The organism is Marinobacterium sp. BA1 (assembly GCF_041155135.1).
GTDB classification, from domain to species: Bacteria; Pseudomonadota; Gammaproteobacteria; order Pseudomonadales; family Balneatricaceae; genus Marinobacterium; species Marinobacterium iners.
In genome coordinates, this window is the sequence record NZ_BAAFHC010000001.1 from 3,120,615 (window position 1) to 3,134,124 (window position 13,510).

Annotated in this window: 13 protein-coding genes; 8 read left to right on the top strand and 5 right to left on the bottom strand. The window is 58.4% G+C overall.

Annotated elements, in window-relative coordinates; genetic code table 11:
- Positions 1-27: 27 nt before the first annotated feature.
- Positions 28-2,202 (top strand): polyphosphate kinase 1, encoded by a 2,175-nt coding sequence (ppk1, locus tag ACAM29_RS15210; RefSeq protein WP_091826229.1) that lies wholly within the window; start codon positions 28-30, stop codon positions 2,200-2,202.
- Here the strand turns inward: ppk1 and ACAM29_RS15215 are convergent, their stop codons facing one another.
- A complete protein-coding gene (locus ACAM29_RS15215; RefSeq protein WP_369624618.1) occupies positions 2,203-3,039 on the bottom strand; it encodes an SDR family oxidoreductase in 837 nt (278 codons plus the stop codon).
- Between the two features lie 49 nt (positions 3,040-3,088).
- Here ACAM29_RS15215 and ACAM29_RS15220 point away from each other — a divergent pair, with 49 nt between their 5' ends.
- Genes ACAM29_RS15220 through ACAM29_RS15230 form a run of 3 tightly spaced genes read left to right on the top strand, consistent with a single transcriptional unit; the run spans position 3,089 to position 6,604 of the window.
- Positions 3,089-4,009: a hydrogen peroxide-inducible genes activator gene (locus tag ACAM29_RS15220; protein ID WP_091826171.1), complete on the top strand. Its 921-nt coding sequence runs from the start codon at positions 3,089-3,091 to the stop codon at positions 4,007-4,009.
- A complete protein-coding gene (recG, locus tag ACAM29_RS15225; RefSeq protein WP_369624619.1) occupies positions 4,006-6,081 on the top strand; it encodes an ATP-dependent DNA helicase RecG in 2,076 nt (691 codons plus the stop codon). The genes ACAM29_RS15220 and recG overlap by 4 nt, the downstream gene beginning before the upstream one ends.
- Positions 6,068-6,604, top strand: coding sequence for a DUF501 domain-containing protein (locus tag ACAM29_RS15230; RefSeq protein ID WP_206837506.1), 537 nt, complete (start codon positions 6,068-6,070; stop codon positions 6,602-6,604). Before recG ends, ACAM29_RS15230 begins: the two co-directional genes overlap by 14 nt.
- 43 nt (positions 6,605-6,647) lie before the next feature.
- On the opposite strand, the gene ACAM29_RS15235 is transcribed toward ACAM29_RS15230, so the two are convergent.
- Positions 6,648-6,896, bottom strand: a complete 249-nt coding sequence (locus ACAM29_RS15235) for a YfhL family 4Fe-4S dicluster ferredoxin (protein ID WP_091826167.1) — start codon at positions 6,894-6,896, stop codon at positions 6,648-6,650.
- 32 nt (positions 6,897-6,928) lie between these two features.
- Positions 6,929-7,411, bottom strand: a complete 483-nt coding sequence (gene coaD / locus ACAM29_RS15240; RefSeq protein WP_091826165.1) for a pantetheine-phosphate adenylyltransferase — start codon at positions 7,409-7,411, stop codon at positions 6,929-6,931.
- Between the two features lie 275 nt (positions 7,412-7,686).
- On the opposite strand from coaD, the gene ACAM29_RS15245 reads away from it, so the two are divergent.
- Positions 7,687-8,304: a TetR family transcriptional regulator gene (locus tag ACAM29_RS15245; RefSeq protein ID WP_206837503.1), complete on the top strand. Its 618-nt coding sequence runs from the start codon at positions 7,687-7,689 to the stop codon at positions 8,302-8,304.
- Here the strand turns inward: ACAM29_RS15245 and rsmD are convergent.
- The gene (gene rsmD, locus ACAM29_RS15250) at positions 8,278-8,895 is read right to left on the bottom strand and encodes a 16S rRNA (guanine(966)-N(2))-methyltransferase RsmD (RefSeq protein WP_206837501.1); all 618 of its coding nucleotides are present in this window, start codon (positions 8,893-8,895) and stop codon (positions 8,278-8,280) included. The two genes, ACAM29_RS15245 and rsmD, sit on opposite strands and share 27 nt — an antisense overlap.
- Positions 8,896-8,913: 18 nt before the next feature.
- Positions 8,914-10,116: a hypothetical protein gene (locus ACAM29_RS15255; RefSeq protein ID WP_369624620.1), complete on the bottom strand. Its 1,203-nt coding sequence runs from the start codon at positions 10,114-10,116 to the stop codon at positions 8,914-8,916.
- 106 nt (positions 10,117-10,222) lie between these two features.
- On the opposite strand from ACAM29_RS15255, the gene ftsY reads away from it, so the two are divergent.
- The 3 genes from ftsY to ftsX are packed head-to-tail and all read left to right on the top strand — an operon-like array spanning position 10,223 to position 13,457.
- Positions 10,223-11,800 carry a signal recognition particle-docking protein FtsY gene (gene ftsY, locus ACAM29_RS15260; protein WP_369624621.1) on the top strand — a complete coding sequence of 526 codons (1,578 nt, stop codon included), beginning with the start codon at positions 10,223-10,225 and terminating at the stop codon, positions 11,798-11,800.
- Positions 11,801-11,809: 9 nt separating this feature from the next.
- On the top strand, positions 11,810-12,475 hold the full coding sequence (ftsE, locus tag ACAM29_RS15265) for a cell division ATP-binding protein FtsE (RefSeq protein ID WP_369624622.1): 666 nt from the start codon (positions 11,810-11,812) through the stop codon (positions 12,473-12,475).
- On the top strand, positions 12,468-13,457 hold the full coding sequence (ftsX, locus tag ACAM29_RS15270; RefSeq protein ID WP_369624623.1) for a permease-like cell division protein FtsX: 990 nt from the start codon (positions 12,468-12,470) through the stop codon (positions 13,455-13,457). Before ftsE ends, ftsX begins: the two co-directional genes overlap by 8 nt.
- Positions 13,458-13,510 lie beyond the last annotated feature (53 nt).

Here is a 13,510-nt window from a genome sequence, read left to right on the forward strand (position 1 = left end):
GACAGTATCAACCCGGGAGAAAGTGCAATGAATGATATCAGTCAGGATGTGACTGTGACGCTGGAGCAGAGCGAAGCCACCGCAGCCCTGCTGGAGAGCCGGGAGATACTGCCGACCATTGATCCGATCGAAAAACTGCCGGTGGATCTGAAAGCGCCCGAGCTGTACATCAACCGGGAACTGAGTCATCTGCAGTTCAACGTGCGAGTGCTGGAACAGGCGCTGGATGAAAGCTACCCCTTGTTGGAACGGCTGATGTTTCTGCTGATCTTTTCAAGCAATCTGGATGAGTTTTTCGAAATTCGGGTGGCGGAGCAGTTGCGACAGCTCAAGTATGGCCGTGAGGCGGTGGGGCCGGATGCAATGCACCCGCAGAGGGTGCTCGACAAGATTGCCGAGATCTGTGCCATCAATATTGAGCGGCAATACAAGATTCTGAACGACATAATGTTTCCGGCTCTGGAAGCAGAAAATATCCACTTCCGCCGCCGTAGTGACTGGACGGCGGAACAGTTGTCCTGGGTGCGGGACTACTTTGAAGAGAAAATCGTGCCGGTGATCAGCCCAATTGGGCTGGACCCCTCGCACCCCTTCCCGCGCTTGGTAAACAAGAGCCTAAACTTCATCGTTGAGCTGGATGGCAAGGACGCGTTCGGCCGTGAGACCGGCATGGCGATCATTCCCGCTCCGCGCTCGTTGCCGCGCTTGATTCGTCTGCCGGACGAGCTCTGTGATGGCGGTGACAATCTGATCTTCCTGTCATCGATTATCCATGAGTTTGCCGAAGAGCTGTTCCCGGGGATGAAGGTGGATGGCTGCTACCAGTTCCGTATCACCCGTAACGCCGACCTCAGCTTCGACTTCGAGGAGATCGAAGATTTGGCCCGTGCCCTGCGCGGTGAGTTGCACTCGCGCAAGTTCGGTGATGCAGTACGGCTGGAAGTGGACAGCCGTACGCCCGAGAGCCTGATCAGCTTTCTGCAGGCAGAGTTCAACCTTCCGGACAGCCACGTCTATCGTGTTAACGGGCCGGTCAATCTGACACGCTTGATGGCGGTACGGGATCTGGTGGAGCGCTCAGAGCTGCGCTGGAAAAGCTTCACCCCAAACCTGCCCAACAAGCTGAAGAACAACGAAGACATCTTCAGCGCACTGCGCAAGAACGACCAGCTGCTGCTGCATCCGTTCCAGTCCTTTACTCCGGTGGTGGACCTGTTGCGTCAGGCGGCGAAAGACAACGACGTGATTGCGATCAAGCAGACCCTGTACCGTACCGGGGTCAAGTCCGACATCGTCAACGCGCTGGTGGAAGCGGCACGCAATGGCAAGGAGGTGACGGTGGTGATCGAACTGCGGGCGCGGTTCGATGAGGAGAGCAACCTGCAGCTGGCCAGCCGTCTGCAGGAAGCGGGCTGTCTGGTGGTGTACGGTGTGGTGGGCTACAAGACTCACGCCAAGATGATGCTGATCGTGCGCCGCGAAGGCAGCGAACTGGTGCGCTACTGCCACCTCGGCACAGGCAACTACCACTCTGGAACCGCGCGGCTCTACACCGACTACAGCTACATGACCGCCGACAACGAAGTGGGCGAGGACGTTCACAAGATCTTCCAGCAGCTCACCGGCATGGGCAAGATCCAGAAGCTGCAGAAGCTGTACAACGCGCCGTTCACGCTGCACGCCAAGATGCTGGAACTGATTCAGAACGAGATTCGCAACGTCAAGGCAGGCAAGCAGGGGCACATCATCATCAAGGTGAACGGTCTGACCGAACCCAAACTGATCCGTGCCCTGTACGAGGCGTCACAGGCCGGTGTGCAGATTGATCTGATCATTCGTGGCATGTGCCGCCTGCGCCCGGGGCTGGAAGGGATCTCCGAGAACATCCGGGTTCGCTCCATCATCGGTCGCTTCCTGGAACACACCCGCATCTACTGGTTCGCCAATGATGGTGGCAAGCCGGTGGTGATCGGCTCAAGCGCCGACTGGATGGAGCGCAACATGCTCAATCGGGTGGAAACCGGCTTCGAGCTGTTCGGCAAGAACGCCGAGCGCATTCGCAAGGAGCTGGACTACTATCTGCAGGACAACGCCCAGGCCTGGGAGCTGCACTCGGATGGCAGTTACACCCTGGTGCAGCCGAAAGAGGGTGAAGAGCGCTTCAGTGCGCAGCAGAAGCTGCTGGACGAGCTGGCGGTCTGATCACACTTTTCGCAGCAGCTCCGCGTAGCCACTACGAAAATCCGGATAGCGAAAGCGGTAGCCGCTGGCTCTGAGTCGGCGGTTGCTGCAACGCTTACTGCCGCCTCGACGCACCGCCTGCCGCTCACGAACTTCGACCCCCAGCTCAGCGGCAAGCCACTCCATCACCTCATGTATCGGCGTGGGTGCGTCATCACTGGCCAGATACAGCGGTTTTAATGTCTGTCCCTGCAATGCCAGCTGCAGCAAGTGCTCAAGTACACCGGCACAGTCCGCGCTGTGAATGCGGTTACTGTAATGCAGTGGCTCACGGGGGGCGGCAATGCCGGATTCGACCAGTCGCTGCAGATGATTTCGTCCAGGGCCGTAAATGCCGCTGAACCGTACCACCGTGGCGGGTATGCCGCTGCTCAGGGCCAGCTGTTCGCTGGCCAGCAGAATGCGGCCGCTCTCGCTGTCCGGCTCGGTGACGGACTGCTCGTCCACCCACTCATGCTCGGTCTGGGCATACACACCGCTGCTGCTGGTCAGGAACAGGTGGCGTGGGGGCGTCGGCAAGGCGTCCAGCACATGTTTCAATCCATCGACATAGGTACGGCGATATATGTCGGGGTCTCGACTCTTGGCGGCAGCAGTGTAAAACAGCCAGTCGCAGGCCGGCAAAGTCCCCAGCGTATCCGGATCGGTCATATCGGCGGCAATGCCATGGATGCCGGCGGGAAGCTGGTTTATAGTACGGCGAAGCCCGAACACCTGTGCTCCCTGCGTACTCAGCCTTACCCCCAGCTGGGTTCCGACATCGCCACAGCCCGCGATCAGCACTCGTTGTTCCTGCATGACTACCCCACTCATTGATTTACGTTCATCCTAACAGAGGTACGCGCCGATGACGCTGACGGAGCTTCGATATATTGTCACTCTGGCCCAGGAGCAGCACTTTGGCCATGCCGCCGAACGTTGCTTTGTCAGCCAGCCGACACTGTCGATTGCAGTCAAGAAGCTGGAGGAAGAACTGGGGGTTGCGCTGTTCGAACGCAGCAAGAATGCCGTGCGGGTGACCCCGGTGGGCGAGAAGGTGGTCCGTCAGGCCCAGACTGTTCTGGAGCAGGCCGAAGCGGTGCGAGAGCTGGCGCGTGAAGGCAAGGACCAGTTGGCCAGTCCTCTTCGCATTGGTGCCATCTACACCATCGGCCCTTACCTGTTTCCGCAGCTGATCCCGCAGATTCAACGGTTGGCACCCAACATGCCGCTGTATATCGAAGAGAACTTTACCGAGAACTTGCGTACCAAAATTCGCAACGGTGAACTGGATGCGATCATCGTTGCACTGCCGTTCCACGAGTCTGATGTGCTGACGCGTCCGCTCTATGATGAGCCGTTTATGATGGTAATGCCCAAGGGGCATGAATTGGCCGGACAGCAGGAGATCGACTCTCGACAGATGAATGAAATTCGCATGCTGTTGCTGGGTGAAGGGCATTGCTTCCGTGATCAGGTATTGGAAGCCTGTCCGACGCTGAACCAGTCCTTTCATGATCAGCATACAGTCACCGAAGGCAGCTCGCTGGAAACCATCCGCATGATGGTGGCGTCTGGGCTGGGAACCAGCGTGTTGCCGCTGTCAGCCATCGAAAATCACCCCACTACTGAACTGATTGAAGTCAGGCCCTTCAAACAGCCCCAGCCGATGCGTACGGTGGCAGTGGCTTGGCGAGCCAGCTTCCCCAGACCTCAGGCGATCGATGTGCTGGTGGAAGCAATTAATCATTGCAGCGTCAAGGTCAGCAAGGACAAGGGTAAAGCGTGAGTGTGGCAGGCGGTGTGCCGGTTACTGAGCTGAAAGGCGTCGGTACTGCGCTGGAGCTGAAGCTGGAGCGGCTCGGCATCCGTACGGTGCAGGACCTGATTCTACACCTGCCCAATCGCTATCAGGACCGTACCCGCGTTCTGCCGATCGGCTCATTGCGACCTGGCGATGAAGGCGTTGTTGAAGGCACGATTCGTGCGGCAGATATTGTACAGGGGCGTCGACGCAGCCTGCTGTGCCGGCTGCAGGATGGTACCGGCACATTGACGCTGCGGTTTTTTCATTTCAATGCGGCGCAGAAAAACAGCCTGTCGACAGGTAAACGACTGATCTGCTTTGGTGAGGCTCGTCCCGGCCCCGCCGGGCTGGAAATGGTACACCCTGAATACAAACTGCTGAAAACTGAAGGCGCTGCGCGGATGGCTGAAAGCCTGACGCCTGTGTATCCGCTGACGGAAGGGATGACGCAGAACCGTGTCCGTTTGTTAATTACATTGGCACTGGAATGGATGGAACGGGAGGGGCTGGATGACCTGCTGCCTGAAGCCTTGCGATCGCGCTGGCAACTGCCCGATCTACAGCACTCAATCCGCTATCTGCATCATCCTCCGGTGGATGCGGATCAAGCATTGTTGCTGGAAGGTAAGCACCCCGCGCAGCGTCGGTTGGCACTGGAGGAGTTGTTGGCGCACCATCTGTCACTGCAAAAAATACGTCGCCAGGTGCAGCAGCAGGGGGCGCCTCAGTTGCGTGCTACGGGTGAGTTGAGTCGCCCCTTTCTTGATCAGCTGCCGTTTTCACTCACGGCGGCACAGCTGCGAGTGGCCAGAGAAGTTGCCCGCGATCTGCAAAAACCGCTTCCCATGCTGCGTCTGGTACAGGGCGATGTGGGCTCCGGCAAGACCGTCGTTGCTGTGCTGGCGGCACTGCAGGCGGTGGAAAACGGCTTGCAGGCGGCGGTAATGGCGCCCACCGAAATCCTGGCTGAACAGCATCATCTGAATTTCAGCAATTGGCTGGAGCCACTGGGGATTCGAGTAGCCTGGCTGGCGGGCAAGGTGAAAGGCAAGGCACGTGAGGCTCAGCTGGCGGCCATTCGCACCGGCGAAGCACAGATCACCGTTGGCACCCATGCCCTGTTTCAGGAGGAGGTGGTGTTTGCCGATCTGGGTGTGGTGGTGATTGACGAGCAGCACCGTTTCGGCGTACATCAGCGCCTCAGTCTGCGTGAAAAGGGGCGTAACGGAGAACGCAGTCCGCATCAATTGATCATGACGGCAACGCCCATTCCCCGCACGCTGACCATGAGCGCCTATGCCGATCTGGACTGCTCCATCATTGATGAGCTGCCACCGGGACGCACACCGGTTCAGACTGTGGTGATTGCCGACTCGCGCCGGGATCAAGTGGTCGAGCGGGTGCGTCAGGCCTGCGAAGAGGGGCGACAGGCCTACTGGGTCTGCACGCTGATTGAAGAGTCGGAGGCACTGCAGTGTCAGGCGGCGGAAGTGGCGGCCGAGAGCCTTAAGGAAGCGTTGCCACAGTTGCGCATCGGGCTGGTACACGGTCGCATGAAGCCGGCCGAGAAGGCCGAGATCATGGCCCGCTTCAAGGCTGCCGAACTGGATCTGTTGGTGGCGACCACTGTGATCGAGGTGGGTGTGGATGTCCCCAACGCCAGTCTGATGATCATTGAAAACCCTGAACGGCTGGGGCTGGCGCAACTGCATCAGTTGCGTGGGCGGGTAGGGCGTGGCAGTGTCGAAAGCTTCTGTGTCCTGATGTACCATGCGCCGCTGTCGAAACAGGGGCGCGAGCGACTGGCCGTGATGCGAGAGACCACCGATGGGTTTCGCATTGCCGAAAAGGATCTGGAACTGCGCGGGCCCGGCGAAGTGCTGGGTACACGTCAGACCGGCATGATGCAGTTTCGTATTGCTGACCTGCAGCGTGATGCCGACCTGTTGCCCAAAATACACCAGCTGGCAGCTGATCTTGAACAGCTGCCAGCACTGAATGAAAGCCTGATCCGGCGCTGGCTGGGCAGCGGAGAAGACTATGCACAGGTTTGATACCACCCGAACGCAACCGACCCCGGAACAGCTGCTGCTGATTGAGCGCCAGATCGGACGCACGCCTCGAGGGATTGAAGCGATCGCCTGCCAGACAGAAACGGGTATTCCGCTGGTATTGCAGATGCGCAGCCTGCTGGGGGATACCCCTTTCCCGACGCTCTACTGGCTCAGCTCGAAGGACCTGGATGTGGCGATCAGTCGCATTGAGGCGAATGGTTGGGTCAAACAGATCGAGGAAGAGCTGCAGCAGAATGAAACACTGCGCGAGGCCTTTTACGCCCAGCAGCAGCGCTATGTGGAGCGTCGGCAGGCGTTGATGCGACCGGAAGATCGGGCGCGCATAGAGGAAAAGGGGCTTGCCGAGCTGTATACCCGCTATGGCATTGGCGGTATTGCACAGTGGGACAAGGTACGCTGCCTGCACATGCAGTATGCACACTGGCTGGCGGAAGGGGACAACGTAATCGGTGAAAGGCTGGAGCAGGAATTTGAACTCAGCCGGACCGAAATCCGGCTGTAAACAATGCTGCTGGCGTGTATGAACTCACGCCCTGCACCTGACCTCAGTTGCCGGTCAGTTTGTGGTACTTGTCCATCAGCATGTCTTCGGTTTCGACGTGGTCCGGATCTTTCGGAATACAGTCAACCGGGCATACTTCAACGCACTGCGGCGTGTCATAGTGACCGACACACTCTGTGCACTTGCCCGGGTCGATTTCGTAAATTTCATCACCCGGAGAGATTGCCTCGTTGGGGCATTCCGGCTCGCATACATCACAGTTGATGCATTCGTCAGTAATCATCAATGCCATGACTGGCTACCTCACTCGCTCTGACAGGTTCGTTATTTCTGGCTCTGGTGCTGCTTCAGTGCACTGGCAACCGCCGGGTGTACAAACTGATCCACATCGCCACCCAGTGCCGCAATCTCGCGGATCAAGGTGGAAGAGATATAGGATAGATGCTCCGCCGGTGTCAGGAACAGGCTTTCAGCCTGAGGGGCCAGCTTGCGGTTCATGTTGGCCAGCTGAAACTCGTATTCGAAGTCGGATACGGCTCGCAGTCCGCGCAGGATAATGTTGGCCTGTTGATCGCGGACCAGATTTGCCAGCAGACAATCGAAGCCGATCACCTCCACATTGGGCAGGTGGGACAGCGCGGTTTTGGCCAGTTCAACCCGCTCATCCAAAGACAGCAACGGTTTTTTCTTGGGGCTGGCGGCTACAGCCACCACAACCCGGTCAAACAGACGCGAAGCGCGCCCAACCAGATCGGAGTGGCCATTGGTGATCGGGTCGAAGGTGCCTGGATAGATCGCCGTATTCATATCGGTTGCTGACCTTTGCATCATGTGGCAACACTGTTCGAGCGGATGTTAGCCCAATTGCGGGGGGCACACAAATAGATTAGAGGAATGATAGATAACAAAAAGGTTATTAAAATTCACCTTTTTATTTTTAAGGGTTATATACGTCCATGTCAATTATGACGCTTTTGTTAAACCCTTCGTAACCGGCTTGCGTGCCAGTACGACTACACTTAGGTTAGCTTGTTATCCATACCCCCTCAAATGTAAAAGTGTTAGGGAGCGGTACAACGACCATGGCCAGGCGTACACGGGAAGAAGCGGAACAGACGCGGCAGCAGCTGCTGGCAACGGGGCTGAAGCTGTTCAGTGAACAGGGGGTTGAAGCCACAACCTTGAAGCAGATTGCACAGGTAGCGGGCGTGACCCACGGAGCCTTGTATTGGCATTTTCGCAATCGAGCTGATCTGCTGCAGCAGATCCACCATGCCTGGATGCTGCCGTTCGAGCCGGTCTGGCTGGAGCAGTGTCAGGCGCTGCAACAGGATGCGCTGGCGGCCCTGAAGCTGTATCTGCTTGGCGTGTTGGACGGATTTGAGCAGGATGCCGAGGCATGTGCCCTGTATCGAGTGTTCTATCAGCCGGTGGTGCTGTGTAATGACCTGAAGCCTTTGTCTGACTCTCTGGAACAGAATCGTGAACTGTGGCTTGACCAGCTGCGCCGATTTCTGAAACAGGCACGCAAGCAGAAGCAGCTCAGAAAAAAGCCAGACCCTGTCGAGCTTGCCTTCACCTTGCAACAGGCCATGAACGGCTTGCTGCATGAATGGTTAAGAACCAGTCGCAGCTTTGGCCTTAAGGCGCGAGGGGAGCAGCTGGTAGAGCTGCTATTCGCTGGGCTGCCTTACAAATAGACGATAGGCGACTTGGCCGGCAGCTTTTTCCCGGTGTATAACCCAATTGGCCGGCAATGTATCCAGTGTCAGCGATTTTTCCGTCTCAATATAAATCATCGCTTCTTCACGCAGCAGGCTGCGACGTTCCAGCATTTCACAGATTGGTGCCACCAGCCCCTTGTGAAAGGGTGGGTCCATGAATACCAGGTCGTAGCGGGGTTCCTGATCCGGCTGGCGCCTGTCGAGCCAGTCGAGAGCCGATGCGGCGATGATCTCGGCGTTTTGCGCCTTGAGCAGATTGATATTGCTTCTAAGTTGACTCACCACTTCCGTGGCCTGATCCACAAAGGTTACCGAGGCGGCACCCCGAGACAGAGCCTCGATGCCCAGCGCGCCGCTGCCGCTGAAAAGGTCCAGGCAGCGTGCCCCCGGCAGGTAGCCCTGCAGCCAGTTGAACAGGGTTTCTCTGACTCGATCCGGTGTTGGCCTCAGTCCTTCTATTTCGGGAAAATTCAGTTTGCGTCCGCGCCATTCACCGCCAATGATACGCACCGTGGATGTATCGGTAACTCTGGTTTTTTGTGGGCGGTGGTTGTTGCGGCGCGGCATGGGCAGAGTCCTTGAAATTTAGTGCGGCAGAGAAAGGGTGTGATAGTAATCAGACAGCAGCTGTGACTGCAACCACTGCTGCATGGCGGACAATTCCAGTACTTCCAGCTGTGTGGGCAAGCGCTGCAGGCTGTCCGGAGGCAGTTGATACAGGGCCAGCAGGTCCATCCATTGCTGCTGCCCAGTATTGCCCTCCAGCTGTTTCAGCAGGGTCTGGCGTGCTGTTTCCACATTTTCTGGCTGTAGCTGCTGTGGCAGCCAGGCAGGGATCTCGGGCCACTGTTCGCCTTGCAGCAGTAATGTCACGAGCCCACCGTTTTGAGTCGCTTCCCAGCGCAGGCTGTACCCGGCCTGATGAGCGGGTGCGTCTGCCAGTTGCTGTTTCAACCATCGTGAAAGCGGCTGGACAACCAGCTCCCGCCCCAACAGCAGTTGTGCGAAGTCCTGTATCGATTTCACCTGAGGCAAAGTCCAGCGGTGCAGCTGTAGCTGGGCGTCTGCGGCTGGCGTAACCGGCAGCGGCTTCGGGCTCAGCATCAAATCCTCAAAGGGTGCCGATGATGGTGCCAGGTCAAATATGACGGACGACAATGACTGGTATTTAGGCCCGGTCAGGGTTATTCGCCAGTCTGACGGCTGCAGCTGCCGTGCATAATCAGCCAGCGGATCCAGCGAAAGGTGCTCATTGCTTGAAGGTGGACTGGCCAGCCAGACCTCTGCATTCTGCCTCATCATGTACTGTTCGGCCTGGGTACGCTGCAACAGCGCCGACCAGTCAACTGTGGGAGGTGTTTGCAGTTGCTGCAGCAGTTGTCGCACGTCACTATCGGCAAAGGGTCTGCCGCTTTTCAGCTGCAGCAACCGGTAGCCGGCATTCGACTGCACCTGTACCTCCCAGCCCTGAGCTGACAGCCAGTCACCCAGCTCATCCGGTTTTTGCAGGCGCATGATGCAGGCCTGTGTGATCAGACGCTGTCGCAGCTGGGTACTGGCGTCGAGTGCGGGTGGGTGCGGAGCGATCAGGTGCAGGCGGAACAGTGTCTGCTGTGGGATTACCTGCTGATAGATACGCCGATCCGAGTCGGCACTGATGACAGCTTCTGGCTGTGATTCTGGTCCCAACAGGGACAGCAACAGGATAACAACCGGCAGGACCCAGATCAGCAGTCGCAGCTGGCCCCGGCTTAACAGGGCTGAACGGCGGGATTTGCTTTCCATCATGCATCTCCGGGTTTGTCGGCGTTGGCTCTGTGCTAAGATAGCCAGCCTTGTTGATTCGTTTCATTCATGCCCGTCAGACGGGCTGTTACGGTGGATATTACAGACTATGGAAGCGCTCTACACCTGGATGGCCGATCGCGGTCTTGACCCTGCCACTTTGCCCTGGATTGCAGGGGTTTTTCTGGTCGTTTTGGTACTGGTGATTGCTCAGGTTTCAAAACGCCGCACGCAACGGCTGGAGCAGCAGGCTCAGGCGGATGCTCAGCGCAGGATTGAAGAGACCCGTGCCGCCGAAGTGGCAGAAGCCGAGAAGGTTGCGAAGCGTGAGGCCGAAGCGGCTGAAAAGGCCGAGCGTCAAAAGGCTGAACAGCAGGCAGCAAAAGAACAGGCTGCTGCCGAGGCGGCTGCAGAGGCTGAGCGCCGTGCGGCCGAGAAGGCCGAAGCGGAGGCCAAACAGCAGGCAGAGCAGGCTGCTGCAGAGGTGGCGCTCAAGGCAGAAGAGGAGGCGGCTCGACAGGCACGTGAAGTTGCGCGTCAGCAGGAAGCTGAAGCAGTGGCTCGTCAGGCGGAAGAAGCTGCTTGGAAGGCTGCAGAAGTCGCCGCCGAGGCCGAGCGCCAGGCGGCAGCTGAGCGGGCTGCGCAAGCGCAAGCGGAAATGCAGGCCGAAGAAGAGCGTCAGGCTGCTGCGGCTGAAAAGGCCGAGCAGGAGCGGAAGGCCGCTGAGGCTGCCGAAGCAGCAAAGCTGACGGCAGAAGCACCCGAACAGCAGAAAAAGCGCCTGTTTGATCGCATCAAGTCTGGCCTTAGCCGTACCAAAGCGAACTTGACCGAGCAGCTGGGTGATCTGTTTCTCGGTGCCAAGGAAATTGATGACGACCTGCTCGAAGAGATCGAAACCACCCTTCTGATGGCGGATATTGGCGTTGAAGCCACCACCGAAATCATAGAGCGTCTGACGGATCGCGTCGAGCGCAAGCAGCTGAAGGATGCCGAAGCCCTGAAAGAGGCGCTCAAGCAGGAACTGGGAGAGCTGCTCGGTGGTGTTGAGCATCCGTTGCGTCTGCCAGAGAAGAAACCGGCTGTCATCCTGATGGTTGGTGTCAATGGCGTAGGCAAGACCACCACCATCGGCAAGCTGGCGAAAAAGTATCAGACTGAAGGCAAGTCGGTGATGCTGGCTGCGGGCGATACCTTCCGCGCTGCTGCCGTGGAGCAGCTGCAGGTATGGGGTGAACGCAACAGTGTTCCAGTGGTTGCTCAGCACACCGGTGCCGATTCCGCGTCAGTGATCTTTGATGCGTTGCAGTCCGCTCAGTCCAAGGGAGTCGATGTGCTGATCGCGGATACGGCGGGTCGACTGCAAAACAAGGATAACCTGATGCAAGAGTTGCAGAAGGTGGTACGCGTGATGCAGAAGCTCGACCCTGATGCTCCGCACGAAGTGATGCTGGTGCTGGATGCCGGTACCGGTCAGAACGCCATCAGCCAAGCCAAGCAGTTCAAGGAGTCGGTGGGCGTGACCGGTATCACGTTGACCAAGCTTGATGGTACCGCCAAGGGTGGCATCATCTTCGCCATTGCCAAGCAGTTTGGCCTGCCGATCCGATTTATCGGCGTGGGTGAGCAGGTCGATGATCTGCGCCCATTTGAAGCGGACGAATTCGTACACGCTTTGTTCGATTGAGATTTCGCGATGGCAGCTATCCGGTTCAGTAACGTTTCCAAACGCTATGCCAGTGGTCAGGACGCCCTGCTCAACCTGGACTTCGAACTGGAGTCCGGCGAGATGGCGTTTCTCACCGGGCATTCAGGGGCGGGCAAAAGCACCCTGCTGAGGTTGATCATGCTGATGGAGCGGCCCAGTCGAGGTCAGATCTGGGTGGGACAACAGGACCTGTCCCGGCTGCACCGCTCGCAGATCCCCTATCTGCGGCGCCAGATCGGTGTGGTGTTCCAGAATCACCACCTGCTGTTTGACCGTTCGATCTTTGACAACGTGGCACTGCCGCTCCAGATCAGCGGCTATGACCCCGCCGATGCGGCCCGTCGTGTCAGGGCGGCACTGGACAAGGTTGGGTTACTGGCACGAGAAAAACACAATCCGGTCACGCTGTCGACCGGTGAGCAGCAGCGGGTCGGTATCGCCCGTGCCATCGTGCACAAGCCCCGGTTGCTGCTGGCGGATGAGCCCACTGGTAACCTGGACCCGCAGCTGTCGGAAGATATCATGCGCCTGTTTGGCCAGTTCAACCAGGTGGGCACCACGGTACTGATTGCCAGCCACGACCTGTCGCTGATCAACCGGATGAAACATCGCATGCTCACACTCAGAAACGGCAGGCTGGTGGCAGATGGCTAGAAAAGAAACACCGACCCAGCCCCCTCGGCGCGGCGCGCAGCAGCACCGTATTCAGTTTGCCGACCGCAGCCGCAGTTGGCGGCGCCATCATGCACTTGTAGCGCGTCAGGCACTGGTGCGTTTGCGACAGACACCGGTGGCTTCATTGATGACACTGGCGGTGCTGGCGATCGCCCTGGCACTGCCGGGGTTTCTGTTTACGGCACTGAGCAACCTGCAGACGCTGACCTCGGGCTGGGATCCGGAGCCGCGCATCGCCCTGTACATGCAGACTGAGCTGAGCGATCAGTCGATCGACAGCTTCAGCCGTGAGCTGCTGTTGCGGGATGATTTGAGCTCGGTTGAGCTGATCAGCCGGGACAAGGGGCTTGAGGATTTCCGCAGTTATACTGCCTTTGCCGACCTGCTGGACTATTTTGATCACAACCCTCTGCCGGCGGTGATCATGGTGACACCCCTCTCCAGTGACCCGGTCCAGCTGCCGCTGCTGCAGGCTGAGCTGCAGGCACTGCCGGGCGTGAATGAGGCCCAGCTGGACATGGAGTGGGTGCAGCGCCTCAATGCGATCATCGCGCTGGCCAAGCGTGGCAGCTATGTCCTTGGCGGACTGCTGGCGCTGGCGGTGCTGCTGGTGGTGGGTAATACCGTGCGCATGACCATCGAGAGCCGCCGTGACGAGATCATCGTCAGTAAGCTGGTTGGGGCGACCGATGCTTGGGTACGTCGGCCTTTCCTGTACAGTGGTTTTTGGTACGGCCTGATCGGAGGCCTGCTGGCCTGGCTGCTGGTACAGCTGGCGCTGCTGATGCTGACCGCACCGGCGCAGGCCCTGGCCGATCTGTATCTGAACCGGTTTGAAGTCAGAGGGCTGGGATTGGTCGGGACGCTGAGCCTGTTGGCAACGGCTGCACTGCTGGGGCTTACCGGGTCATGGCTTGCGGTCGCGCGTCACCTGAACGAGATCGAACCGGGAGATAACTGATCGCGTCTGGAGCAGGTCTGCAGGGCTTGCTCTGCGGACCATTTCACGTTAAG

Excerpts from the sequence above, each read along its gene's own strand:
- ftsX (WP_369624623.1), top strand. The coding sequence starts at position 12,468 with ATGGCTAGAAAAGAAACACCGACCCAGCCCCCTCGGCGCGGCGCGCAG.
- ACAM29_RS15215 (WP_369624618.1), bottom strand. The coding sequence starts at position 3,039 with ATGCAGGAACAACGAGTGCTGATCGCGGGCTGTGGCGATGTCGGAACC.
- ACAM29_RS15230 (WP_206837506.1), top strand. The coding sequence starts at position 6,068 with ATGCACAGGTTTGATACCACCCGAACGCAACCGACCCCGGAACAGCTG.
- ppk1 (WP_091826229.1), top strand. The coding sequence starts at position 28 with ATGAATGATATCAGTCAGGATGTGACTGTGACGCTGGAGCAGAGCGAA.
- ACAM29_RS15235 (WP_091826167.1), bottom strand. The coding sequence starts at position 6,896 with ATGGCATTGATGATTACTGACGAATGCATCAACTGTGATGTATGCGAG.
- coaD (WP_091826165.1), bottom strand. The coding sequence starts at position 7,411 with ATGAATACGGCGATCTATCCAGGCACCTTCGACCCGATCACCAATGGC.
- ftsY (WP_369624621.1), top strand. The coding sequence starts at position 10,223 with ATGGAAGCGCTCTACACCTGGATGGCCGATCGCGGTCTTGACCCTGCC.
- ACAM29_RS15255 (WP_369624620.1), bottom strand. The coding sequence starts at position 10,116 with ATGATGGAAAGCAAATCCCGCCGTTCAGCCCTGTTAAGCCGGGGCCAG.
- ACAM29_RS15245 (WP_206837503.1), top strand. The coding sequence starts at position 7,687 with ATGGCCAGGCGTACACGGGAAGAAGCGGAACAGACGCGGCAGCAGCTG.
- ftsE (WP_369624622.1), top strand. The coding sequence starts at position 11,810 with ATGGCAGCTATCCGGTTCAGTAACGTTTCCAAACGCTATGCCAGTGGT.
- ACAM29_RS15220 (WP_091826171.1), top strand. The coding sequence starts at position 3,089 with ATGACGCTGACGGAGCTTCGATATATTGTCACTCTGGCCCAGGAGCAG.
- rsmD (WP_206837501.1), bottom strand. The coding sequence starts at position 8,895 with ATGCCGCGCCGCAACAACCACCGCCCACAAAAAACCAGAGTTACCGAT.